Raw genomic sequence first — 24,448 nt, 5'->3', positions numbered from 1 at the left:
GACCCACGCGTTCCCATCTCGAACACGACCGTTAAGCCCTCCAGCGTCGATGGTACTTGAACCGCAGGGTTCTGGGAGAGTAGAACGTTGCCAAGCAAAAGACCTCACTTAATAAGTGAGGTCTTTTTTTTTTGATTTAGGAAAAATAGTTATGGTCTGATAGTAATAATTTTAAGATAAGAACATCCTTGTTGATGAACAATAGCAAAGAAGATATTACTTGGTTTCAACTTCCGAAGCCTGCTACACCGTTGAAGGCCTCTTTCTGATTTGCGGATATCCGTCATGACTCGCCATTTTTCCCGACTTTTTTCCTTGCGTCTGTCAACGACGTCATTGCGCATGGTTTTCCGAGCCGAAATCCGCTCAAGGAAGGTGACATCGTCAAAATCGACATCGTCGCGGATGCGGATGGCTGGATCGGCGATGTGATGCACGCGGTTCAAACCCATGCCGAGCGAAACGGATTCTCGGTGGTGCGCGATCTGCTCGGTCATGGCGTAGGAAGGGAGATGCACTAGGAACCTAATTATAACCACGTCGGGAATCCGGGCAAAGGGTTCCGCTTGAAGGAAGGGATGGTTTTTACGATCGAGCCGATGCTAAATGCCGGAAAAGCGTTAATGACGATTGATGCCGACGGATGGACCGCCAGAACCGTTGACGGCTCGCTTTCCGCACAGTACGAGCATACGGTCGCCATTACTACGGATGGCCCGATTATATTGACCGCACAATAGAATTCAATCCTTTTAATCCTTTTATTTGTTCAATTTTGATTTTGAGCCGTGATTTCCTATTCCAGATTTCAAGCAAAAAAATCGGCCACTGTTCGCGGTTTTGAACACAGCAAGGCTGCCGATTGAATGTTGCTTACGGTAGCCTTGTGTATGTTACGGTCTGTGGCCTTTGTTTAATTATTTATTGGCTCTTCGTAATACCGTTGTGTTAGGGGTGACGATGTAGATGGTATGATTGAACGAATCTTGAAGTGCGTCGGTAAAATCGTGACGCAACGAACCGAAATTGCCGAGATCGGCATGGTGTATGCTTCGTTTGCGGACACAGAAGGGAATATCGTCAATATTGTTGGAGACATCTAACAAATGGTAGCGGTTATCGAAGGGTGGAGCATCTTTCTCCAACTAAGAAGTGATTTGCATTGCCGCTATTTCATAACGGTTCCCCAACGCTTACCTAAACAAGACCACTCTTGTCAATGACTTTATTAAACTCTAACTTGGAGACGATTACTTCAACAGGCTGCCGTCACTGATGGCAGCCTGTTGAAGTAATAGGCAGATTCAGCAACAGAAACGTCCAATCGGGAAGGGGAGCGGCCGCATATCCTTTAGGAAAAATAACGAAAGGATGATATGACTATGAGCAGAAACATTTCCGGCTGCCCACTGCCAAAGCCGATCACTCTGACGGCTCGACTCGCCCCGTTTGTTGGCAAGATCGTTACAGTCGTTACGCCTGGTTTAATCCGGACTACAGGGGTGTTATCAAACAACTCAGCGAGCGGTTTCACAGTGGGGGCCTTGCGGGTGCCGTTTGCAACATCGTTCTATATCTTGCTGCCTTTACGGGGGAGGCCACTCCTACCGTTCAATGTGAATGCGAGGGCTGAGGATCTGGGCGAAATTGGAGGTCAGCTTGTGCAAGTCGGCCGCAACTTCGTAGAGTTAATACAGTCACGCGGAATTGTGTCCACGTTGTTTCCGCTGAATTTGTTTACAGAGGTCCAATGTGAGCCTATCGGAGATGAGTAAGTTGACCGGCGCTAGCCTAGAGCAGGCGCCGTTTTTTATGGCGAATTGATTGAACTTCATCCACATTTAAGTTAGCGGATAAAGGTTATCACCAACTTAATTGCACGTTCGCAAACTGATCTTAGTGCGGTAATGGAACCTATCCATCGTTTATTATCGCTACGTTAACGGGCAGGATAGCAAAGTGATACGTGTAATATATTGTAATGTAGGGATTTGGGGAGGAATTGTTATTAATTCTCAAAGAGACAATATACATAAAATCATTGCCGAATGGGATCCATTTGATTTAAAGATCTATGGTATCGAAAGTTATGAAATACTAAAATGCATTCACTCTAGCGGGTCAAGAGACCCTAAGTAAATAGCAGGGTTTATTGAATCTATGCTTCAACATTTGGATGCTTCGAGAAAATTAAATAAATTCCAACACCATGAATTACCTCTCATTAAGTCATTCCGCTAACGGAAACGATAATGAAGGGAGCTTGCCTCGTGGCAACTCCTTTTTTTCATTCAAGTAACGGGCAGGATCCATCGGCTGCTATTCCCCGCGAACGGGCAGGATGGTTGAAGAAGAAATAAAAGGACAATTATCTAAAAACAAGAATAACTTATTAGTTGGTTTTTTAGTCTGGGGTTTACATTAAAAAAGGAGGGGGATTGAATTGGAGGAGTTAATTAAGGAGTATGCCTTAGGATACGCAATGCTTCGGGATGCTATCGAAGGATTGACAGAGGAGGAGTTTCGTTTCAAGCCTGCCCCGGACAAATGGAGCATTCATCAAATCCTCATACATGTGACAGATTCAGAGATTTCGTCCACATCTAGGCTAAAAAAAGTCTTGGCGGAAGATGAGCCGACTCTGATTTCATTTGATCAAGACGCATGGACGAATAACTTGGGGTATGATTTACTGGACCGCGAGCAGTATCTACTTCTGTTCAAATTGCTGCGTTCCAGTATGCAGACAATTCTAGACAATCTAACTACTGAACAAAGCGAGCGAGTGGGAGTGTATGTCGATCAGGGGCGGTTCACATTTAAGCAATTGATGGAATACCGCATCGAACATGTCCGCAACCACCTTGCTCAAATTGAAAGGGTAAAGAAGGCATACCACGATAAGCAATTAACCAATTTTAAAAAATAGAAGGAGATAAGCAAGTGAACATTGAAGGTGATTGGCTCGGACAGGCGGCGTTAAAGGTGAAACGCTGGCCTAAAGATACCATAGCGGCGGGTCATCGTCATACCATTGGGCTTAAATCTGACGGAACGGTGACGGCTGTGGGTGATAATAAATATGGCCAATGTGATGTAAGCGGCTGGCGCGATATTGTGGCGGTCGCGGCTGGTAATGTTCATATGGCGACGAACACGGGTAATGCTCATACAATCGGTCTTAAATCTTATAGTACTGTGGCGGCTGTGGGTTGGAATAAGCATGACCAATGCGATGTAAACGACTGGCGCGATATTGTAGCGGTTGCGGCGGGTTGGCGTCGTACCATTGGGCTTAAATCGGATGGCACGGTGATAGCAGTAGGTCGAAATAATGAAGGTGAATGCAATGTAAACGGTTGGTATGATATTGTGGCGGTCGCGGCGGGTGACTGGCATACCATCGGTCTTAAATTGGACGGCACGGTGACGGCTGTAGGTAATAATCGGTATCGCCAATGCAATGTAAGCGGCTGGTGCGATATTGTGGCGGTCGCAGCTGGTTATCTTCATACAATCGGTCTTAAATCGGACGGTACGGTGACGGCTATGGGTTTGAATAAACATAACCAATGCGATGTAAGCGGCTGGCGCGATATTGTGGCGATAGCGGTGGGTAGTAATCATACCATTGGCCTTAAATCGGACGGTACTGTCACGGCTGTGGGTTGGAATGAGTATGGCCAAAGTAATGTAAGTGATTGGCGCGATATTGTGGCGATTGCGGCGGGTTGTGCCCATACCGTCGGTCTTAAATCGGACGGCACGGTGGTTGCTGTGGGTGATAATGAATATGGCCAATGCGATGTAAGCTGCTGGCGCGGCATCCAACTACCCGGCAATTAGTTTTCAATATCAGTATACAGTCACGTATCGGTCGTGAAAATCACATAAATGGAGGAGAAGATATGATTCCAATACCATTAAAGCTTGCCGCTCATCTTGGCGACGCTGAGTGGACACCAATTACGATCGGTTGCTCGGTTGCTCAGACTTTCCGTTTGCAGATGCCGGACCATGGAATGGGGATGTACCTAAAGATGGTAGATAAGGACACTCGTAGGTCGCTAAAGCAGGAATTTGAGCGGCTGTTATGGTTGCAAGGAAAATTGCCGGTTCCGAACATTATTGATTACATAACTGAAGACAATCGGGAATACCTGCTTACCGTCGAACTTCCGGGTACCCATGCCGCGGACCAATCAAACTCGGACCGCCTACCAGGAATAGTACGGGAGCTAGCACTGGCGCTAAGACGTATCCACGATCTACCAATCGATGATTGCCCATTCGATAAAAGCTTGGCAGTTCATATTAATGAGGCAAAGCAGAATATTGAGCTCGGCTTAGTGGATGTTGAGGACTTCGACCATAAGCGTTCAGGTAGAAGCTCCGACTCATTATTTCATGAGCTGCTCATTACGCGACCACCGAACGAAGACCTGGTATTTACTCATGGAGATTATTGCTTGCCGAACATCCTATTGTATGAAGACGGCAGGCTAAGTGGATATATCGACTGGGGTAATGCCGGCATTGCCGATCGGTACCAAGATCTAGCGCTTGCACATCGTAGTTTGATTCATAACTTCGGTATGACATGGGCTGAACTTTTCTTGCATGAATACGGACTGGAACGACCGGACCGTGAAAAAATCGAATTCTACCAACTGTTGGATGAGTTTTTCTGAATGATTGATGAGAAATTGAGTTTAGGTAGATTTTTAAACAAAACGATGAACAAAATCAACGTATTGAACGAATTTCCACCTCTCATCTTGTTGTAGGTATCGACATGGCAGAAATTCATGCCGCGCAGGCTACTAACTTTCGGGGTATCATTCTTGCCAAGCGGCATCTATCATTTACAAACGACTTAGAAGGATTCGAAAGATTACAACGTTGGATGGATGAATTGCAACAGAAGCACCGATTGAATACCCTAATCATCGGTATGGAACCAACCGGACACTACTGGTTTATCCTGGCTAATCGGCAGCCTGTTCAATTTACGGGAAACCGCGATGGGCTTCATATCGCATGCAGCCAAACCAAAAAGCGGTTCGTGCGCGCCATTGGATCCGTACATTTTCGATTTACCCTTACTCGTTCATTTGGTGTTGAGGGATTTTAATTTGCATTTCATCCAAAAGCTATCTATACAAGGTCAAATGGTTGTATCATGCTTATATAAAGTTTTAGAATAAAGGTACTGGAAATGAGAGGTGTATCATTTTTGTATAGAGTGGCTATTTGCGATGATGAGGAAAAACAAAGAGAGCTTGTTAAAAGCATCCTAATTACTTTGTCGATAAAGACAAATATAGATTTTGAAATTGAATTATTCGGCTCGGGAGAGCAATTGGTATCCGATTATGAGCACCATGAAACTCCATTCCATATTTTAATTTTGGATATTGAAATGGGGGGGATGAACGGGATTCAAACAGCCCGAAAAATAAGAGGGTTAAATAACCTGGATGAACAAATTATTTTTCTGACAAGCTATCCTGAATATATGGTTGAAAGTTTTGATGTCATGACATTCCAGTATTTGATAAAACCAATTGCTCCTTCGATCTTGGAGGAGAAAATGATCAAGATATGCCAATACTTTCAAGCACTTGATAAAAAGTTTATGGTTATCAAGTCAACCTATGAAGAAATCGTTTTAAAATATGATGACCTCATTAGTATTGAAGCTGCCAAAAGCTTAACTATAAAAAGCAAACTACATTTTACGACCACTAATCAAACCTATGAAAGCAAAGGCATCATTTCAGATTATGCTTTGGCCTTAAAAGACTGTAACTTCTTGCAAATCCATCGTTCTATTATTATTAATCTGCTTCATGTGAAGAAATTTGCTAGCGGAGTTGTTCTAATGTCCAATGGGTTTGAATTACCCATAGGTCGTTCTAAAATTAAAGAGGTTAAAGATACTTACACCAAATTTATGATTATGAAGGTCGATTGATATGATTCAAAATAATTTTCCTATTGTCTTTAGCATTATACTTGTGATGGGCGTTCAAATTAATTTTTTCTTCAACTCAGTGTTTGGTAAATCAGCTAAAAAACATAACCGGTTCATTTATTTCATTATGTTTGGGTTGCTTGATTACCTGTATCTGGTTATTCCCATCTCTCCTATTTTATCCTTAATTCTACCCTTGCTCATGATATTTAGTTTTGCACAATCTTATCAAGTAGAAATTAAAGACAAGATCATTTTTTCTATGTTTTACGGTGTTTTAATATCTCTCGTTAATTTTATATCCCTTTATATTTTTTATACCCTATATTCAGTTGAGTTTAGCTTTGACCCTGTAAATGAACATGATCAAATAGCCTACACAAAAGCTATTTTACTCAGTTGCATGATCATGTTTGCTATCATTCAGATCATACGACTACTTGCAAAACGTAGAAGTTACTCTTTGCATTACCGTTATTACATATTTTTTTCGGTTATTCCTATCGTAAGTATAAACCAACTGAATATTCTAACTTATAAGGACGCCTATTCTTTCATATCCGTCATTGTATTACTATTTTTAAACGTCATGATTTTCTATATTTTTGATACGATCATTGATAAATTTCAATTCATGCATGAGTATACTCAGTTGCAACATCAGATGGACTATCAGGATGCGAATTACGAAAAAGTCGTTCATAGCTTCAAATCCATTAAAAGAATCATTCATGATACGAATCAGCAGTTTTTGTATATTGAAGAATGTATTAAACGAAATGAGTTAACAACTGCACTGGAACATATTAAGACGACATTAAATAAAGTCGAAGGAGCCTATCAACGGGTTAACACAGGGAATCTGGTTATTGATGCCCTTGTCACAAACATTCTTACTATTGGACAAGCCAATGGCATAAGAATAGATACAAAGATTAGCTTATGTTCACAAGTAGTCCAAATTGACCGTTATGATTTATGTGTTGTCATTGGAAATATGCTAGATAACGCAATAGAGGCTTCTAAAAAGTTAAAAATAGCAGAAGATAGGTACATTCTTATAAAAATACATTCTACCGAGTCTACTCTTCTCATTCATATCATGAATCATATGGAGAATGAAGTTGCCCGCTTAAACAGCCAAAAATCAAACCCGGAATTTCATGGTATTGGATTAACGAACATAGCTAGAATCTGCGACAAGTACGGTGGTCATATGACCATTGAAACGAAACAAAAAATATTCAATAATATGGTACTAATACCATTTTATACTAACAATCCTTAGACAACCTGTTGTTTAGGGATTATTTTTTGCGTTTCAGGGCGCTTTTCATTCTAACAGCGTTCTTCCTTGTATGATGAATTCAGTAAGTCACATCTAGAAGGAATACGAGGAGGAATTAATAATGAAGAAGATGGTTTCCGTAGTAATGACAGCTATACTTATTGCAATACCGCCAAGCTCAATTGTAAAAGCAGAGCCCACTCAAAATGAATCTAATTCTTTACAAACAAGCACTCAACAAGATTATAATTCAGTCAAGCAAGCTATGCGGGATACATTGCAACTTGGATTCCCGGGGATACTTGCTAAAACTTCCGAGGGTGGAAAAAGGTGGGGTTATGCCACTGGGCTAGCGAATTTGAGCACCAAGAAACCAATGGAAACAGATTATCGCTTTCGCATTGGCAGCGTGACGAAGACGTTCACCGCAACGGTTGTACTTCAATTAGCTGGAGAGAACCGCTTGAATCTAGACGATTCCATCGAAAAATGGCTGCCTGGTGTCATTCAAGGAAACGGATATAATGGTAAACAGATTACTATCCGGCAGATATTGAACCATACAAGTGGTATCGCTGAATACTCAAGATCCAAAGACGTAAATTTTATGGATACAAAAAAATCGTATACGGCTGAAGAAATAGTGAAGTTGGGGATTTCTCTGCCCCCAGACTTTGTTCCAGGAAAGGGCTGGTCTTATTCAAACACAGGATACGTATTACTGGGTATTCTTATTGAAAAAGTAACCGGAAACAGCTACGCGGAAGAGATTGAAAATCGGATTATTGAACCGCTTGAATTGTCGGATACATTCCTACCTGGCAATTCAAGCGTTATTCCAGGCACCAAGCATGCTCGGGGATATTCCCAACCAGACGAAGTAAGTGAGATAAAAGACGTTACTTATTATAATCCAAGTGCAGGTAGCTCGGCTGGAGATATGATTTCTGATGCTGACGACTTAAATAAATTCTTCTCTTCCTTGCTCGGTGGCAAATTACTGAAGGAACAGCAACTTAAACAAATGCTTACTACAGTTCCTGTAGGAAGAGCAGGAATCGATGGATATGGTCTTGGAATCTTTGAAACTAAGCTTCCAAACGGTGTCTCGATTTGGGGGCACACAGGTGGCATTCTAGGGTTTTCTACGATTGCAGGAGGTACGCTTGGAGGCAATCATACGTTGGTCGTCAGTTTGAACAGTTTGGGTAGAGATAACAGTCCTAATCCTTTTAAAAATATTTTACTTGCTGAATTTAGCAAGTAGGAGAAAAGGAAAAACGGAATATATGGTTAAATTTTGTCATAGCCCCAACTTACTTCTAAAAAATAAATTTGGGGCTTTTATGGAATTATGGCGGAAACTTTTTAAACCTTGCCCACTCAAAACGCGCCCGGAAAACCCGAGCAATACAAGGGGTTTTGTGCCCCTATTGCGTAACATTGCCCGCTGTTTCTGCTTGCGTTCAGCGGTTGTTGGTACTGAATTTACATGAAGTAGTGTGTTGTACGATATATATGCAGGAGGTTCAGTACATGAATGTAGCCCCGAGAAAATAGTATACCCTTACAGAAAAAGGAAATGAATACTTAAACGCGATGTCCTTAGAATGGGATAATTTATTAACAGCTATATCAGAAATTAAAGGAGAGTTAAATTATGGATAAAATTATAAATGACTATCTTATAAAAATTGAAAAGTATTTGAAATCTATGTCCGATTCCGAGCGTATTGACATTGTAAATGAAATCAAAAGTATAATGCTTGAATTGCAAAATAATGGTGTATCTTCTGAGAAAATTATCGAACAGTTAGGAAACCCAAAAGAATTAGCGAAAGCATACTTAGGTGAAGCCATTTCAAAGAACAGTAAATTTAGTTGGCGTAAATTCGGCGCAATATTTGCATTTTGTAGCAACTTTGCAGGCATCAACGGTATGTTACTTTTGCCGTTCATCAGTACTCTTTCCATTGCTTTAATGATTGGTGGAGTTATTACATCGATAGGCGGAATTGTTAAATTTGTCGGGTATCTTATGGGATATGATATTGCCGGAATAACAATCGAAATGGGAGCATTTACACCAAGCCTAATGCAGTTCTTGCCAATTTCTATTGTGATTGGTGTGTTAATGTTTTGGCTTGGGAGAGTCTTATGGAAGCTTACTATTATACATATACACGCAATTAGTCAGAAAGAGAAAACAGTATAATAATATAAAGAACGGGGCGCGACGGTCATTCATAGACCAATCGTACCCCATTTTTACTATGGGTGTGTCACGCAGTAAAGCCTTTATCCCTCTCAAAACGATAGTGGAAACTTGCGCTATACAGGGGCTTATGCACCCCTATCGCGTAACAATGCCCGCTGTTTCCGCTTTCCGCCTTTTTAGGGGGGCTTTTTTGTATTAATAGGTTTGATAAACATATCGAGTCGAGATAAATCTGAATAAGAGAAAAATGAGCGTAATAAATTTTAAATGTCGGATGATAAGAACTTTGTCCGATTGCCGATAAGTTAAAATAAACCGCTCCAAGGGACGGGCAGTATACAGCAATAGGAAATTAGTGGTAATCTAGTTTTGTAAATTTAAAAAGGGGAGGACGATGAAGTGGCTCCAAAACATATAGTTTCTGCGGCAACAATTGTAGTTAATGAGCGTAACGAAATATTATTGATAAAAGGACCTAAACGGGGATGGGAAATGCCAGGAGGGCAGGTTGAAGAAGGTGAATCATTGAAAGATGCAGCGATAAGGGAAACAAAGGAAGAGAGCGGTATAGATATAGAAGTGACAAAGTTTTGTGGTGTTTTTCAAAATGTAAGTGCAAGTATTTGTAACACTTTATTTTTAGGCAGACCAGTCGGAGGAGAATTAACAACTAACCCTGAGTCTTTAGAAGTAGGATTTTTTCCAATCGAAACAGCATTAGAGATGGTAAATTGGGGGAATTTTAAGCAAAGAATTGAGCTTTGCTTGAATGAAGAACTTCATCCTTTTTATGTTGAATTTTCCATTCCGCTTAAGGATTGCTAGAGCGCCATAAGTTTTTTCCGTCGGACAGCGTTAACCTCCCTCGGTAAAATTTGAATTCCTCACGCAAGCTCGTCTATTCGCAGGATTTCTCCCTTTTAGATTTCATCTTTTTAAGCTTTTTAACCTAGATGTTATGGTGATGCAAGACCTTAAATTCTTGGTTGCTCATGACCATGCACCTCGTAATTAAATAGAGAAAGTTACGCAGGCGTGGACGGCCTCGTTTACTGAGCGTCATTTGTCCCTTCCATTTACCAGAGCTTGCTTCGGTCAAATTGAGGCCTGCGTGACGGAGTAGAGCGTTCCCGTGCGCATAACCTCTTAGATCTTCAGACTCTCCTAAAACACCAGCTAGAGCAATTGCACTTATTCCAGTAATTGGCTCTACGCACACCAGAATGCCGCTTCATTGATTTCTGCCATTCTCTAATTACATCGTCAGGACTTAGTTTACATAGATCAGCCGGGAGCGGAAAAAGCCGAAGGGTTAAGAGAAAGTCGACCCAGCGGTGGATCTGGTTAACGGCACTTACAAGTCGTTTGACGACTGTTTCTCGGTTGCCATTAGTACTCGCATTTGAATATTTAAGAATCTATTAATTCTTGGAGCCCATAGCATTATAGACACGCCTACAACGCAAACAGCAGCGCCTATCCAATCGTACATGTCGGATGTTTTTTTATCGACGAACATCCCCCAAAGTACAGCAAGAACAACAAACACGCCGCCGTATGCGGCGTAGACGCGACCAAATGATGGGAAACTCTGCAACGTTGGAATGATGCCATAAGCAACAAGGATGAGGCTTCCGATAATACCATACCAGAGGGGCTTTGATTCGCGCAGCCATAGCCATACCATGTATCCGCCGCCAATTTCGGCAAGTCCTGCGATAATGAAAATTAAGATTGTTAACAACAAAATCATTTACTCCTCTCGCTATGAACAAGTTCCGGTGGTTTTTATTTTATCAAAGCATTCAGACCAGGTGAGGCATTTGCATTTTAAGCCATCGTCTAAAATTTGAATCATCGAATTGATTTGTTTCTTTTTCTCTTCAAGCTGAGCGCGTTTTTCTCTCGCCATTTCTTCCCATCTATCCGATGTAGGGATTGTTTCGAATCCTTCAAGTAAAACCGCAATTTCTGGAATCGTAAACCCGGTATGCTGTGCTATTTTAATAAATGTAATTCGCTCCAGAAGGCTCTCGGAATAGCGACGTTGACCATTTTTACGGTCTGTATTTGGCAGCAGTCCAATGGATTCATAATATCGAAGGGTCGATGGATTCACATCTGCTTTAGCTGCTAGTTGACCAATACTAAGTTCAGACATTTGTATGCACCTCACTTGACTTAAAGTTAGCTTTAAGTATTATGATGTAATTATAATATTAATGAGGTGGTGGCGTAAATGAAAAAAAGTGAATGGTTAGCGGGGCTTAGCATTCTTGGAGCATGCGCTTTGTTGTGCATTGCCTTTGCTTGGCGGTGTGGCTGTTCTTGGCATATCTTCTTTCTTTTTAAATCCAGTGGTGATTGTGATATTAGCTCTTGTTCTTATTACGGTGGCAGTTGTTGTTTATCAGCGCCGAAAGGCAAATGGAACATCTTGCATGAAGCCAGGTTGCAGCTGCAAGTCTTGTGCAAGTGGAAGGAGCTAAGCGTATGAAAAATGAAGTGCCGGTTGCTTGCTGCCATACCGTTTTTACGAAAGAAGAGCGTATAGATTACAAGGACGCTTTTGGCGAATTAGAAAAAAGAAGGATAGCTGTAATGGAGATTGAAACTGGTTTTCAATATCAATTTCCGGGCGACTCGGATACGCTTCGCCTTCTGTATGATTGGATTAGTCTAGAGAGAAAATGCTGTCCGTTTTTAACTTTTACGGTGATAGCAAGTAGCGAAGATAAGCCGGTTTCCCTTCAATTAACCGGAACGGAAGATGCAAAATCATTCTTACGTTCAGAAATTAACGATAAGATTACTTTGATTACTACAATGAACGATAGATAATGTAATTAATAATCATTTTGAGCTTATTTAAGAAACGGACTTTAGCAGCAAAAAGTATATATATTTGCGTAATAGGTAAAACGAGGAACGTTAGTAGAACTGAACAAAAAAGCAGCTTGCTATGGGAGCTGCTCTGTTTCTTACGCTAGAGGGCTGCAATAAAGGAAATTATTGCTTTGGGTGGGTGTTATTACGATTCCAGGAAGAAAAGCCGACAGGATCTGACTGTTCAATCCGTATCAAAATTGATAACTAGCGAAAATGTTGAATCGTTAAAAGTTGTTGGTGGTTTGCCGGGTGCAACCTCTCCAAGACTGTACGAATGGCTTAATGAAGGCTGGATAAAAGAAGAATAGTTGACTTTTATAAACTGATGCATTATAACGACAAAACATCATAAGGAATTAATGCTAAGCGTCAAATAATTATACAGAAGAAATGTGAGTTGGAATTCAGTTTGTCAGTCAATTAAAGAATGCTGGGATCCCAATCAAGATTAATTTACAAGCAGGACTTCAGCATTTAAAGGTATCCGATAATGCTACATTAACGTCAGGCTCATTTATAATTTTCATTTTACGAAAACCTCTTGTTGTGTTATGTTATGTGATAATTGCATACAATTTATTCAATGAGGTGTTCGATTGTGTTACCTATCCAAAGAAGGCAAGTTATCAGCGAATATTTGGCTCACCATGGAGGCGCTTCGATTAAGGATTTTAGTATACAATTTGGCGTATCGGAGATGACGATTCGACGTGACCTTGAGCTTCTAGAGCAACAAGGGTTGGTCGCGCGGTCTCATGGTGGAGCAATATACATAGATAAGCTTATTGGAGAGCCCGCGCTGCCGGAGAAGCAATCGCGGAATCCTGAAGTGAAGGAAAGGCTCGCAGCCTATGCCGCAGAGCGGTTTGTATCCGATGGGGATGTCCTTATTGTGGAGGGAGGGACGACGGTGTCCAGAATGGCCGCGTATCTCAAGCACGCTCATTTGACACTGATGACCAACGGAATGGATGCCCTCCAGCAGTTAAGGGATGTGGCAGGAACGCATACGGTCTTATGTTGTGGGGGTGTATTGCGAGAACCTTCAGGCACATTTGTGGGTCCAGTGGCAGAAGCTTTTTTCTCACAGTATCACGCGCGCACAGCGTTTCTGTCGTCACTTAGTTTTACAATAGAAGCAGGATTTACAGATCCGAATATGATGGATACACAAGTCAAGAAAACCATGATTCAATCGGCGACAAGAACGATCATGTTGCTGGATTCCTCCAAAATCGGCAGCCGATCGTTCGCCACGGTAGCTCAGTTAAATGAAGTGTCGGTGCTGATTACCGATGCCGGAGTGAATGAACAAGTACGTGAAGCGTGTGAGTTAGCAGACGTTGAATTACACGTGGTCTAACAGGTTAAGCATCGATCTCTTTGTAGCTAATCAGTTACAAGGAGATTTTTTTGTGGTCGAACATGTTAGTTTATGTTATCTTATGTTATATTATGATAAATTAAATGGAGGTAACCATTCATGACGATTACATACAACAAGAAACCATCGATTCTAATTCAAGGGAACGAGCAAGAGGCACGACGAGGTTACATGGATATTGGTGAGGTTCTGAATGCTCGTTTGCACAAAAAGCAGAAAGAAGTAATTGTTATTGAATGTTATCCAGGTGTCCGAAAGCAAGAGATTCTAGAAGGGCTTCAACCTTACCTTCAGCCCTCAGTCGTAATCGACGTGGAAGCAGCTACTATGGACGCAGCTGAGATGGAGAGCATGTTGGAACGTTATCTAACGGATGACCGGGTATTCGGATACATGTCTCCTTTTCATATCGAAGATTTGTATGACCCATTGAAATTGGCAAAACTTAAAGAGCAAGTGGATGCGGTGTCAGAAGGGACTGTCATTCTGATTGGTTTCGGTGCCTCACTTGTCTCCAAAGGCGATTTAATTGTATATGCAGATATAACACGATGGGAAATACAGCTTCGCTACCGTTCAAAGGAATTTGGTAATTGGCTTGCTCATAACGAAAATGAAGATATGCTGCGTAAATACAAGCGGGGATATTTCTACGAATGGCGCATGGCGGATCGACTGAAGCGGTCGCTGTTTCAACACATCGACTATTATCTCGACACGAACGTGAAGGACGATCCGAAGCTTGTTTCATGGGAATCCCTGCTAGATGGTATGGAGCAAATAGCTCGCAGACCCTTCAGACTTGTCCCTTATTTTGATCCTGGTGTTTGGGGCGGCACTTGGCTTGAGGAGAAGATGTCTTTGGAACCCAAAGAGCATCCGTATGCGTGGGGCTTCGATGGCGTGCCAGAAGAAAACAGTTTATGTCTGGACTTCGGTTCGATTCAATTGGATGTGCCAGCGATTAACCTCGTATTCTTACAACCAAAGTCGCTACTTGGGGAGCGGGTTTATGCCAGATTCGGCGCGGAGTTTCCGATCCGATTCGACTTCCTCGATACTGTTGGTGGTCAGCATTTAAGCTTACAAGTACATCCAACAACCGATTATATTCGCAATCAATTCGGAATGTCTTATACACAGGACGAGAGTTATTATATTTTGGATGCCAAGCCTGGAGCTGAAGTTTATTTAGGCCTCAAAGATGATGTAGTGCCCGAGCAGATGATCGATGACTTACGGAAAGCGGAGCAAGGCGTACCCTTCCCAGCCGAACAATATGTCAATATATTTCCAGCTGTGAAGCATGATCATTTCTTGATTCCTGCCGGTACGGTGCATTGCTCAGGCAGTGATTGTATGGTGCTCGAAATTAGTGCGACGCCTTACATTTTCACGTTTAAACTGTGGGACTGGGATCGCGTAGGTCTAGATGGCAAGCCGCGTCCTGTTCATATTGAACATGGGGAGAAAGTTATTCAATGGGATCGTACGACAGCTTGGACCGAGAAAGAATTAGTAGGTAGAGTAGAACCGGTAGCCGAGGGAGAAGGCTGGCGAGAAGAGCGCACAGGTCTTCATGAGTTCGAATTTATCGAAACACGCCGACACTGGTTCTCAGAGCCAGTGCTGCATGAAGGCAATGGCAGTGTTCATGTACTTAATCTTGTTGAGGGCGATAAGGCTGTCGTGGAAAGTCCTGAAGGCTTGTTTGAACCTTTCATTATTCATTATGCGGAGACGTTTATTATACCGGCATCGGTTGGGCAATACGTCATTAAACCTGCTGGCCCAAGTATCGGTAAGACGATCGCAACGATTAAGGCTTTTGTCAAAGGATGACATACAGGTTCAGATGGAGGGAAATAGTATGCAGGAAGGGATTTATTTAGCTTTCGATGTTGGCGGCACTTCCATTAAAGCAGGAGTAATTGATAGCTCGGGACGGATTATTGAACACACGATTTCGGAGTATCCGTCCAAAGCGAACGAGTCTGCAGTGAACATCTTTGATCATTTTGTACAAATGGCTGTAGACCTGCTGGGATTAGCAGATCCTGAAGGCCAAAAATGGATTGCTGGGATAGGTTATGCCTTTCCCGGCCCATTCGATTATGAGCAGGGAATTAGCTATATTCAAGGCTTGAATAAATTCGATGCCTTATACGGGATGCAGGTTGGCGAACAGCTGCAGAAGATGATGCTGTTGGACACGCGATTAAAAGATAGAATAATGCCCGAATTCTTGCTTCGTTTTGAGAATGATGCTTCACTTTTTGCGATTGGAGAAGCCCATTTTGGGCAAGCCGCAACCTTTAGGAAGGCCGTTTGTCTTACCCTTGGAACTGGAATCGGATCGGGGTTTGTGGAGTCAGGTAAGTTAATTATACAGCGAGATGATGTTCCAGCGGGCGGTTGGGTATATGCGATCCCATACCGTTCCAGTATCGCTGATGATTATATCTCGCGGCGCGGGTTGCTTGCGCTTGCATCAGAACAAGGAATTAACCTGGATGGCCGGGATGTCAAGGAGTTAGCCGAATCCGCACGTGCCGGAGAACCCTCAATTCAGCAACTGTTCGACACGTTTGGCGAGCGAATTGAAGAGGCATTAGCAACCGTGTTGAAGACTTTTAACCCCGACGTTATTGTGCTAGGTGGTCAAATTTCCAAAAGTGGTGAGCTTTTTATCCCAAGTTTTCGACGTCAATTAATTCATAAAGAGATACATGCCTCTGTGGTCGTTAGTCATGATACCTTACGGAGTACGCTCATGGGCATTTATCATCTGTTGCAAGAGCATTAGGAGCTGATTCCAATGATCTCGAGTGAAAAATCGCAATATATCGTGAAAGAGCTTTCCAAAATTATTGACCGAAATATTAACTTTATGAATGATGAAGGGATTATTATCGCGAGTACGGATCAATCTCGTATCGGTTTAGTCCATGAGGGAGCTCTGGTCGTTTTAAAAACGAAAAAAAAGCTATTAGTCAAAGATAATCAATTTGCGGGATCCAAAGCCGGCATCAATTTGCCTGTTTATTTTGAGAATCGCGTTATCGGTGTAATTGGCATTACGGCTACTGAGCCGGAAGTATTGAAGATGGCAGAGATTATCCGCAAGATGACAGAGATTTTGATCAAGGAACAACTCATCGATGAGCAAAACGAAATCATTAATCAGTCGAAAGAGGTCTTTATTCGTGATTGGTTGGAGGGGAGATGGAAAGAAGATAAAGTCCTCTCCTCAAGGGGGTGGATGATTGGACTTAACGTTAATTTGCCGCGTGTCGTCATCACTGTCCATATTCATTACAACATCGATATTCAAAAAGAGGGGACGTCTTACAATCTGCAAAAAGAGCAAAATCGCTATAAAGGATATCTGCAAGAAGCCGTAAAATTTAATGACCAAGATGTCATCATTCCAGTTGGGTTCATGAAATTTGCCCTGCTCCTGACATGTCAAGGTTCCAGTGAAGAAACAAGAAAAGATGTCGTCTCACATAAAATCCAATATATTCTTAGACAGTTTCCTAAATCTGAGAATTACACGATTAAAGTGGGTGTCGGGGGATATTATGATTTCATTCGAGGGATACCGCTTTCCTATTTGGAATCAGAAAAAGCCGAATCTTACGCGGGATCATCGGATGAATGGAGCCTCTTATTTTATGACGATCTCCGGCTGGAAATGCTGTTAGATAGTGTACCCGTGGAAAGCAGCCATGATTTTGTGCGGAAAACGTTGAATGCAGCGGCTTTTTCGGATCCCAAAGAAATCATTGAAACGCTGAGTATATTTTTTGCTTGCAATCAATCGATCAATAAGACGGCCGATAGGCTGTTTATTCATAAGAACACTCTTCAATATAGGTTGATCAAGATAAAGGAAATAACCGGGTACGATCCCCGTGTATTCGAGGAAGCGGTGTTGCTTTATTTAGCCATCTATTTTCATCCAGCCAATAAAGCCTCTTCTCCTGGTACAGGTCTTGGTACAGGTAACAATAATTAGAGCGAATACGGAGTGAATGATTGGTACGTGTAATATGTTATGCGCTTACAGAACCTGTTACGATTTAGGTATACCAGAGAGTAAAGGTGGTTTTACAGCGAATGGCAATTGACCAATCCCATGCACTACTAGAGAAACTTAACATCATATATGGCAATGAGAAGGCTCCTGCTATTCTTGAACAAATCAAACAGATGCTAGACAGATACGCTTTACAGAAGACGAAGGATAAGCGTTGGGTATCGGAAAAGGATGTCATGCTCATCACTTACGGTGATTCCATCCGAAGCGAAGATGAGACACCGCTGCAGTCACTGCGCAAGTTTTTGCTTCGAAATTGCCAAGGCATGTTGTCATCTGTTCATATTCTTCCGTTCTATCCCTATTCTTCTGACGATGGCTTTTCAGTTATCGATTATCGTGAAGTTAACCCACAGCTGGGCAATTGGGATGATGTTACGGCATTGTCACATGACTTTGATTTAATGTTCGACGGAGTCATCAACCATATCTCACAGCACAGTGACTGGTTCCAACAATATCTGTTGGGTAATCCAGACTATGCGAATTATTTCGTTGAAGCGGATCCAGATGCGGATTACAGCAGTGTTACACGCCCGCGTGCTTTGCCATTGCTGACCAAGTTCCAAACACCTGCGGGAGAGAAGCACATATGGACAACCTTCAGCGATGATCAAATCGATTTGAATTTTGCCAGCGAGAAAGTACTGCTTGAAATCGTAGAAATTCTGCTTATGTATGCAGCACGCGGGGCTCGTTACCTTCGGTTGGATGCGATCGGGTTTATGTGGAAGAAGCTTGGGACAACATGTATGCATCTAGAAGAAACGCATGCGATTGTACAGGTGATTCGTGAGGTGTTGGAAACAGCGGTACCTGACATCGTGATCATTACGGAGACGAACGTGCCGCATCATGACAATATCAGTTACTTCGGCAATGGCTCGAATGAAGCGCACATGGTGTATCAATTCCCATTGCCGCCGCTCACATTGCATACACTGCATACAGGGAACAGCAGTAAGCTTCAGGCATGGGCTGATTCACTCGGATCGACCACACAAGAGACATCGTTTTTCAACTTCCTAGCTTCGCATGATGGCATTGGCGTACGTCCAGTGGAAGGAATCTTGAGCAAGGAAGAAGTAAACACCATGGCTTTAAAGGTGCAGGAACATGGCGGATTTGTCTCTTACAAAAACAATGGTGACGGAACGAAGAGTCCTTATGAGTTAAATATCAACTACTTAAATGCCTTATCTCATCCGGATGAAGCTATTGCGCTAAAGGTCAAACGCGTTGTCGCGGCTCACTCCATTCTCTTGTCTTTCATGGGCATGCCAGCGATCTATGTTCATAGTTTGTTGGGATCTCAAAACGATCAAGAAGGTGTGAAGGCAACAGGGCGTTACCGTTCGATTAACCGAGAGCAGTTGCTACATGATCAATTGCAGCTGGAGTTGGATACAGAAGGTTCACTGCGGGAGCAAGTTTTCCAAGCACTTAGAAAGCTTATTCAGATTCGGGTAATGCAACCAAGCTTTCATCCGAATGCTTCTCAACGCATTCTGACGAGTGACAGCCAGCTCTTCGCTTTGCTTCGTACAGCGTCGCAAAACGGAGAGTTGCTCGCCATCGTGAATATTACAAATGAAACAGTACAGCAAGACTTCGCGGCTTTACAGACAGGCTGGAAGCACGGGGAAATGGTTTTTGACTTGATTTCTGAGCAAAATATCCACATCGAAGATTCGCTGCAACTCACTTTAGCGCCTTACCAAGTGATGTGGATCAAACGTCTTGAAGGGGGTGATGACAAGTGAAGATCATCATTTCTCCAGACTCCTTTAAAGGGTCGATGTCCACAGTCGCTGCCGCTAATCAGATCGAAGCCGGCATACTTACTGTGTTTCCTTCCGCTCAAACCATCAAAATTCCAATGGCTGATGGAGGGGAAGGTACGGCGGAAACGTACCGGATCATAGCTGGAGGAGAAATGATCTGGCACGAAGTGATGGATCCCTGTCATCGGACCATTCAGGCATGCTACTGTTGGATTGAGAAGGATCGGACGGCCGTCATCGAGACGGCAGCCGCTTCTGGGTTAACCCTTTTGAAGGAAAGTGAACGTATGCCAGCAGGACTCACTACCTACGGAACAGGTCAGCTCATTCGTTACGCCTTGGAACGTGGAGCCAGGAAGATCATTGTCGGGCTGGGGGGAAGCGCAACCATCGATGCAGGAATCGGTTGCCTACAAGCGCTAGGGCTTCAATGCTTTGATGGGAACGATAACGAGATAACCGGCGAGAATTTTCGTTTAGATGCCATTGTTCGCATGGATGCCAGCCAATTGGATGCACGTCTCCATGAAGTTGAACTTGTCGTTGCGTCCGATGTCAAAAATCCGTTGTTGGGATCAGAAGGAGCTGTCCATGTCTTCGGTCCACAGAAAGGGTTGCAGCCGCATGAGCTAGCCGTCTTCGAACAACGGATGAGCCGGATTGCGGAACTCGTGACCCAGACTGCAGGATGTGACATGCGGGTTCAGCCTGGCGCAGGAGCTGCTGGAGGATTTGGATTTGCCTTACTTTCCTTCTTCTCCAATTTAACGATGATGAGCGGCTTTGACTTGATTGCTCAATTAAGCCGATACAAGGAGCAATTGAAGGACGCTGACTTAGTCATCACTGGTGAAGGTAAGTTTGATACCCAATCGCTTTATGGTAAAGCACCGATTGGCATTTCTCGTTTAGCTAAACCGTTTAACGTTCCGGTTGTCGTCTTCACAGGCATATCAGAGGGGAACGAGCAAACGATGAGACGAGAAGGCATTCAAATGGTGATTCCGATTATTGATCGTGTTATGACACTAGAAGACTCCATGAAACAGGGAGAGAAGCTGTTGAAAAAAGCCGTCATTCGGTTTTTTGAAACGATTCGACTAGCGGGACACTTTAAGGCTAAGGGGGTGGAAAGTTGAAAATTGCACTAGCCCACTTTAGGGTCGGTGAAACAGATGGTGTTTCTTTGGAGATAGAGAAGTGGAAGCAAGTACTGAAGCAAATGGGGCATGAGGTGCTGTTGTTGGCAGGAAGTGAAGGCCAAGTTCGTGCGCATGTAATCGCTGAGCTTCATTATAAACATCCAATGAACGAGAAGTTTGTGTACAACGCTTATGACAAGATGATTGATTATGATTCGGAAAAAGAATTTGTGGACGACGTGGTAGCCTTCGCTGACATCATGGAGCAAAAGATCGTCGATTTCATAGCATCGGAATCCATCGATTTGCTCATTACCCACAATTTGTTATCGTTAGGCTGGAGCTTACCTGCTGGAATCGCCTTCGCTAAAGCGTTAAAGTCAACCGGGATTCCTTGTATGGCGCTTCACCACAATTTCTACTGGCAAAGAGATCGATACTTAAATCCGACATGTCCTACGGTGACGGAATGGTTGGAAACCCTGTTTCCACCAGACCTGCCGAATGTTACCCATGTCGTCACGAATCGATTATATCAAGATGAACTCATGCAGCATCGAAAATTGAGTTCCGCCATCATTCCAAACGCATTTGATTTTAATGCTAAGGTTTGGGGAAAAGACGATTGCAATGCATCGCTGCGTCGAGACATTGGCGTCACCGAAGACGATATTATTATTTTGCAAGCTACCCGGGTAACTGAGCGTAAGACGATTGAGCTAGGCATCGATACGGTGGCGGAGCTGCAAGTTCAATTAGAAACGTTAAAGCATCGCAATGCCACTCTCTATAATGGGAAAACGCTTTCGGATCGCAACCGACTCGTTTATATCCTTGCAGGCATGCCGGAATCCAGTTACGAGTATACGGAAAAGCTAAGAATTAAAGCGGACAACCTAGGAATCGACATACGGTTTATCAACCCATTGATCGATCAATCGCGTTCTTATTTTAACGGACAGAAACGGTATTCACTCTGGGACGCCTATGTCATCGCGGATTTCGTCACCTTTCCAAGCGTGATTGAAGGTTGGGGAAACCAACTACTCGAAGCCGTGTTTGCGCAGAAACCGCTCCTGATCTATGAATATCCGGTCTATGAGAAAGATATTAAGAAATTCGGATTTGACATAGTTTCGCTGGGTAACACGCATCAGATCAAAGCGAATGGGTTAGCCAGCGTGAATAGCAAGAATGTGAAGGCAGCGGCGACCAAGATGGCACAGCTGCTAACCGATGAAGACGCGTATACACAGATGGTTCAGCATAATTTCAAGATTGGTAAAATGAATTTGTCCTACGAAGCGCTTCACTTACTTTTGGAACCATTAATTGAGGAGGTCAAAAGATGAACAAAAAGTTAGGTCTAATATCGATGACATGTCTAATGGGAATCATGACAGCTTGCAGCAGCACAAACAAGAACGAGACATCTTCCGCGGCACCAGTTGCAAGTACACAGGCAGATAGCAATGGCAAAGTGACAAACATTAGCATGCAGATTGCATGGGCAAGCGATTCAGGCAGAGGTAAAGCTATTCGAGAAATGCTTGATCAATTCGAGAAAGAAAATAAAGATGTGAAAGTCGAATTGCTGGGCGGCGTGCAAGCTGGGCAGAAGCTTCTTACACAAATTTTAAGTGGAAAATCACCAGAGGTACTTCAGGTTGCATACGGCGATGCTAAACCATTGGCAGTCCAAGGGGCATTCGTTGATTTGATGAAGGATTTTGGAGCTGAGAAAAGCAATTACATGCCGCAAATTTGGGAACTGGCTGTGAATGATGGCCAACTTACGGGCATGCCGTGGCTGGGTCACACCATTCAGGTCATTTATAACAAGAACCTGTTTGAGAAGGCCGGCATTAAAGAAGTACCGAAAACATGGGATGAATTCTATGCAGTGGCCAAGAAGTTAACCGTGGATACGAACGGTGATGGAAAGCCGGATCAATTCGGTATCGGGTTGTCAGGTAAGCAAGGCGGCGACTTGGGCTGGATGTACGGTCTGTTCGCGGGTCAAGCGGGAGCTAAGCTTGTCACTCAAAAGGACGGGAAAAGCGAAGTTGCAATTAATTCCCCTGAAGGTATTAAAGCCTTAGAATTTTATACGAAGCTGTTGAACGAAACTTCACCTCCAGATTCTTTGAATAAAGATGGCGGAGCCATTCAAACGGATTTCAGAAACCAAGTCGTAGCGATGGAATTGTCGGGTCCTTGGGGCGTTGCCGAAGCTTGGAAAACGAATGGTAAGTTTGAAGCGGGTGTAGCTGAAGTACCAACAGGTCCTGCTGGTAAAGCGACTGAAGTAACGACCTACCTGCTCTCCGTTCCTACTGGGGTAGAAGGTGATAAGCTGGCTGCTTCCAAAAAGCTGATTAAATACTTGAGCTCCAAACCAGCCCAAGAGATGGTCATGAAGGGTGAAAAAGGCGACGATGGTAAATACTATCCATTCCGTATGCCAATTCGTAAAGATATGGCCGACACTCAGTTTTATAAGGACCACCCTGAATTTAATACGTTTATGAAGGGGGTCGAATATCCAGTTGCCCTATTCCCGATTCCGCAATGGGCACAAATCAGTGATGAAGTGTACACAAGCGCTTTAAATCAAGCCGTATCCGGCAAAATATCGGCAGCAGATGCGCTGAAATTGGTTCAAGAAAAAGGCAACACAATTATTAAGAATTCGAAGTAAACAAGTGGGGAGCACCTCGTAGTCTGGGGGCTCCCATTTCTTAAGGGGGACTCGCAGTGAAGGTTTTAAGAAGCAAGCTCGGAGATCTCAACGCATATCTTTTTTTATTACCTTCTATCGTCATTCTAGGTCTCTTTTTGATATATCCAATCATTTGGTCTGTCATCGTCAGCTTTAAGAACGTTAAACCGATTGCACTCAAAAATGCAGGTCTTTTCGAAATTCCGGGGACATTCGTTGGTTTTGATAATTATGCGGCGGCCATTCATAATCCGTTATTTTTCAAAGCCATTGTAAATACAGCCTATTTCGGTGTTCTATTTATACCGATTTCTATGTTTGGTGCTGTTTTTCTAGCTATTCTTGTGAATCAGAAACTCAAAGGTGTTAACTTTGTCAGATCGATTTTCTTTATCCCTTATATTATTTCAATTGTAAGCGGCAGTTTAATTTTCATGTTTTTGTTTAATGGGGACAAAGGTTTAGTCAATGCGTTGCTATTGAAGTTCGGTTTAACAGGGCCTGATTGGCTTGCTAATGCTGCATGGGCGATGCCAGTCATCGTGTTGATGTCATGTTGGAGAAATATCGGTTACTATATGCTGATTTACTTATCCGGCTTACAAAATATACCTAAAGATCTTTATGAAGTAGCCGATGTGGAAGGCGCAACTAAATTTCAAAAATTCCGGTATATTACCTGGCCTTTGCTAGGGCGTATCTCGTTAGTCGTTATAATATTGCTGTTAATTCACTCGTTGAACGTGTTCCAAGAAATATTCATCATGACAGGTGGCGGTCCGGGAGATTCAACCATTACGGTTCCATTCCTTATTTACAACAGGGCGTTTAAATACTATGAGTTCGGTCCTGCTGCCGCGATGTCTTACTTGTTGTTCATCTTTGTCGTAGGCGTGGCCATTATTCAAAGAAAGCTTGTAGATCGAAGATTAGGCTAGGGGG

Annotated in this window: 21 protein-coding genes, 1 rRNA gene and 5 pseudogenes; 23 read left to right on the top strand and 4 right to left on the bottom strand. The window is 42.9% G+C overall.

The features are described 5' to 3' along the window. The 8 genes and pseudogenes from rrf to ASG85_RS39375 all read left to right on the top strand — a co-directional run. Positions 1-96: ribosomal RNA gene (rrf, locus tag ASG85_RS24085) — 5S ribosomal RNA — on the top strand; the annotation flags it as partial. A 203-nt stretch (positions 97-299) separates the two neighbouring features. After that, positions 300-740 (top strand): annotated as a pseudogene (locus ASG85_RS37195) (M24 family metallopeptidase); the annotation flags it as partial. Positions 741-971: 231 nt separating this feature from the next. Then, positions 972-1,103 carry a hypothetical protein gene (locus ASG85_RS39635; protein ID WP_268795902.1) on the top strand — a complete coding sequence of 44 codons (132 nt, stop codon included), beginning with the start codon at positions 972-974 and terminating at the stop codon, positions 1,101-1,103. A 279-nt stretch (positions 1,104-1,382) separates the two neighbouring features. After that, positions 1,383-1,775, top strand: a complete 393-nt coding sequence (locus ASG85_RS24075) for a hypothetical protein (RefSeq protein ID WP_057304377.1) — start codon at positions 1,383-1,385, stop codon at positions 1,773-1,775. A gap of 668 nt (positions 1,776-2,443) precedes the next feature. Further along, complete coding sequence (locus ASG85_RS24070) at positions 2,444-2,929, top strand: DinB family protein (protein ID WP_057304376.1); 486 nt, start codon at positions 2,444-2,446, stop codon at positions 2,927-2,929. Between the two features lie 20 nt (positions 2,930-2,949). Then, positions 2,950-3,846, top strand: coding sequence for an RCC1 domain-containing protein (locus ASG85_RS24065; RefSeq protein ID WP_057304381.1), 897 nt, complete (start codon positions 2,950-2,952; stop codon positions 3,844-3,846). A 62-nt stretch (positions 3,847-3,908) separates the two neighbouring features. Then, positions 3,909-4,691, top strand: a complete 783-nt coding sequence (locus tag ASG85_RS24060; protein ID WP_057304375.1) for an APH(3') family aminoglycoside O-phosphotransferase — start codon at positions 3,909-3,911, stop codon at positions 4,689-4,691. A gap of 29 nt (positions 4,692-4,720) precedes the next feature. Beyond that, positions 4,721-4,993 (top strand): annotated as a pseudogene (locus ASG85_RS39375) (IS110 family transposase); the annotation flags it as partial. 6 nt (positions 4,994-4,999) lie between these two features. Here the strand turns inward: ASG85_RS39375 and ASG85_RS39370 are convergent. Further along, a pseudogene (locus ASG85_RS39370) lies at positions 5,000-5,089 on the bottom strand (DNA alkylation repair protein); the annotation flags it as partial. A gap of 147 nt (positions 5,090-5,236) precedes the next feature. Between ASG85_RS39370 and ASG85_RS24050 the strand changes: the two are divergent. From ASG85_RS24050 to ASG85_RS24030, 5 genes are all read left to right on the top strand, one after another. Further along, complete coding sequence (locus ASG85_RS24050; RefSeq protein ID WP_057304373.1) at positions 5,237-5,977, top strand: LytR/AlgR family response regulator transcription factor; 741 nt, start codon at positions 5,237-5,239, stop codon at positions 5,975-5,977. Position 5,978: 1 nt separating this feature from the next. Further along, complete coding sequence (locus ASG85_RS24045; RefSeq protein ID WP_060647950.1) at positions 5,979-7,265, top strand: ATP-binding protein; 1,287 nt, start codon at positions 5,979-5,981, stop codon at positions 7,263-7,265. A 121-nt stretch (positions 7,266-7,386) separates the two neighbouring features. Further along, complete coding sequence (locus ASG85_RS24040; protein ID WP_057304371.1) at positions 7,387-8,532, top strand: serine hydrolase domain-containing protein; 1,146 nt, start codon at positions 7,387-7,389, stop codon at positions 8,530-8,532. Positions 8,533-8,925: 393 nt separating this feature from the next. Beyond that, on the top strand, positions 8,926-9,480 hold the full coding sequence (locus ASG85_RS24035) for a DUF1700 domain-containing protein (protein ID WP_060647949.1): 555 nt from the start codon (positions 8,926-8,928) through the stop codon (positions 9,478-9,480). Positions 9,481-9,882: 402 nt separating this feature from the next. Continuing rightward, positions 9,883-10,308, top strand: coding sequence for an NUDIX hydrolase (locus ASG85_RS24030; protein WP_060647948.1), 426 nt, complete (start codon positions 9,883-9,885; stop codon positions 10,306-10,308). A 127-nt stretch (positions 10,309-10,435) separates the two neighbouring features. Here the strand turns inward: ASG85_RS24030 and ASG85_RS39985 are convergent. From ASG85_RS39985 to ASG85_RS24020, 3 genes and pseudogenes are all read right to left on the bottom strand, one after another. Then, a pseudogene (locus ASG85_RS39985) lies at positions 10,436-10,868 on the bottom strand (IS110 family transposase); the annotation flags it as partial. A gap of 41 nt (positions 10,869-10,909) precedes the next feature. Continuing rightward, a pseudogene (locus tag ASG85_RS24025) lies at positions 10,910-11,236 on the bottom strand (YnfA family protein); the annotation flags it as partial. A gap of 12 nt (positions 11,237-11,248) precedes the next feature. Then, positions 11,249-11,644: a MerR family transcriptional regulator gene (locus ASG85_RS24020; RefSeq protein ID WP_057304368.1), complete on the bottom strand. Its 396-nt coding sequence runs from the start codon at positions 11,642-11,644 to the stop codon at positions 11,249-11,251. Positions 11,645-11,976: 332 nt separating this feature from the next. On the opposite strand from ASG85_RS24020, the gene ASG85_RS24010 reads away from it, so the two are divergent. The 10 genes from ASG85_RS24010 to ASG85_RS23960 all read left to right on the top strand — a co-directional run bounded on the left by ASG85_RS24010 (position 11,977) and on the right by ASG85_RS23960 (position 24,444). Further along, complete coding sequence (locus ASG85_RS24010; protein WP_235549285.1) at positions 11,977-12,324, top strand: hypothetical protein; 348 nt, start codon at positions 11,977-11,979, stop codon at positions 12,322-12,324. Positions 12,325-12,970: 646 nt separating this feature from the next. Continuing rightward, positions 12,971-13,735 (top strand): DeoR/GlpR family DNA-binding transcription regulator, encoded by a 765-nt coding sequence (locus tag ASG85_RS24000; protein ID WP_057304365.1) that lies wholly within the window; start codon positions 12,971-12,973, stop codon positions 13,733-13,735. 120 nt (positions 13,736-13,855) lie between these two features. Next, a complete protein-coding gene (locus ASG85_RS23995) occupies positions 13,856-15,598 on the top strand; it encodes a class I mannose-6-phosphate isomerase (protein ID WP_060647947.1) in 1,743 nt (580 codons plus the stop codon). A gap of 28 nt (positions 15,599-15,626) precedes the next feature. Next, the gene (locus ASG85_RS23990) at positions 15,627-16,562 is read left to right on the top strand and encodes an ROK family protein (protein ID WP_060647946.1); all 936 of its coding nucleotides are present in this window, start codon (positions 15,627-15,629) and stop codon (positions 16,560-16,562) included. Positions 16,563-16,574: 12 nt separating this feature from the next. After that, positions 16,575-17,777, top strand: a complete 1,203-nt coding sequence (locus tag ASG85_RS23985) for a CdaR family transcriptional regulator (RefSeq protein ID WP_057304362.1) — start codon at positions 16,575-16,577, stop codon at positions 17,775-17,777. A gap of 101 nt (positions 17,778-17,878) precedes the next feature. Next, on the top strand, positions 17,879-19,621 hold the full coding sequence (locus tag ASG85_RS23980) for a sugar phosphorylase (RefSeq protein WP_057304361.1): 1,743 nt from the start codon (positions 17,879-17,881) through the stop codon (positions 19,619-19,621). Beyond that, a complete protein-coding gene (locus tag ASG85_RS23975) occupies positions 19,618-20,781 on the top strand; it encodes a glycerate kinase (protein ID WP_063860362.1) in 1,164 nt (387 codons plus the stop codon). Before ASG85_RS23980 ends, ASG85_RS23975 begins: the two co-directional genes overlap by 4 nt. Continuing rightward, positions 20,778-22,136 (top strand): glycosyltransferase family 4 protein, encoded by a 1,359-nt coding sequence (locus tag ASG85_RS23970; protein ID WP_060647945.1) that lies wholly within the window; start codon positions 20,778-20,780, stop codon positions 22,134-22,136. Before ASG85_RS23975 ends, ASG85_RS23970 begins: the two co-directional genes overlap by 4 nt. Continuing rightward, positions 22,133-23,485, top strand: a complete 1,353-nt coding sequence (locus ASG85_RS23965; protein WP_060647944.1) for an ABC transporter substrate-binding protein — start codon at positions 22,133-22,135, stop codon at positions 23,483-23,485. The genes ASG85_RS23970 and ASG85_RS23965 overlap by 4 nt, the downstream gene beginning before the upstream one ends. A 56-nt stretch (positions 23,486-23,541) precedes the next feature. Then, positions 23,542-24,444 (top strand): carbohydrate ABC transporter permease, encoded by a 903-nt coding sequence (locus tag ASG85_RS23960; RefSeq protein ID WP_060647943.1) that lies wholly within the window; start codon positions 23,542-23,544, stop codon positions 24,442-24,444. Positions 24,445-24,448 lie beyond the last annotated feature (4 nt).

The sequence above is a fragment of the Paenibacillus sp. Soil724D2 genome (genome assembly GCF_001427935.1).
Classification (GTDB): Bacteria; Bacillota; Bacilli; order Paenibacillales; family NBRC-103111; genus Paenibacillus_E.
The sequence above is the reverse complement of the archived record's forward strand: the minus strand, read 5'-3'. Positions and strand labels throughout refer to the sequence as shown.

Excerpts from the sequence above, each read along its gene's own strand:
- ASG85_RS39635 (WP_268795902.1), top strand. The coding sequence starts at position 972 with ATGATTGAACGAATCTTGAAGTGCGTCGGTAAAATCGTGACGCAACGA.
- ASG85_RS23980 (WP_057304361.1), top strand. The coding sequence starts at position 17,879 with ATGGCAATTGACCAATCCCATGCACTACTAGAGAAACTTAACATCATA.
- ASG85_RS24075 (WP_057304377.1), top strand. The coding sequence starts at position 1,383 with ATGAGCAGAAACATTTCCGGCTGCCCACTGCCAAAGCCGATCACTCTG.
- ASG85_RS24060 (WP_057304375.1), top strand. The coding sequence starts at position 3,909 with ATGATTCCAATACCATTAAAGCTTGCCGCTCATCTTGGCGACGCTGAG.
- ASG85_RS24040 (WP_057304371.1), top strand. The coding sequence starts at position 7,387 with ATGAAGAAGATGGTTTCCGTAGTAATGACAGCTATACTTATTGCAATA.
- ASG85_RS24020 (WP_057304368.1), bottom strand. The coding sequence starts at position 11,644 with ATGTCTGAACTTAGTATTGGTCAACTAGCAGCTAAAGCAGATGTGAAT.
- ASG85_RS24010 (WP_235549285.1), top strand. The coding sequence starts at position 11,977 with ATGAAAAATGAAGTGCCGGTTGCTTGCTGCCATACCGTTTTTACGAAA.
- ASG85_RS24035 (WP_060647949.1), top strand. The coding sequence starts at position 8,926 with ATGGATAAAATTATAAATGACTATCTTATAAAAATTGAAAAGTATTTG.
- ASG85_RS23965 (WP_060647944.1), top strand. The coding sequence starts at position 22,133 with ATGAACAAAAAGTTAGGTCTAATATCGATGACATGTCTAATGGGAATC.
- ASG85_RS24045 (WP_060647950.1), top strand. The coding sequence starts at position 5,979 with ATGATTCAAAATAATTTTCCTATTGTCTTTAGCATTATACTTGTGATG.
- ASG85_RS23985 (WP_057304362.1), top strand. The coding sequence starts at position 16,575 with ATGATCTCGAGTGAAAAATCGCAATATATCGTGAAAGAGCTTTCCAAA.
- ASG85_RS23995 (WP_060647947.1), top strand. The coding sequence starts at position 13,856 with ATGACGATTACATACAACAAGAAACCATCGATTCTAATTCAAGGGAAC.
- ASG85_RS23990 (WP_060647946.1), top strand. The coding sequence starts at position 15,627 with ATGCAGGAAGGGATTTATTTAGCTTTCGATGTTGGCGGCACTTCCATT.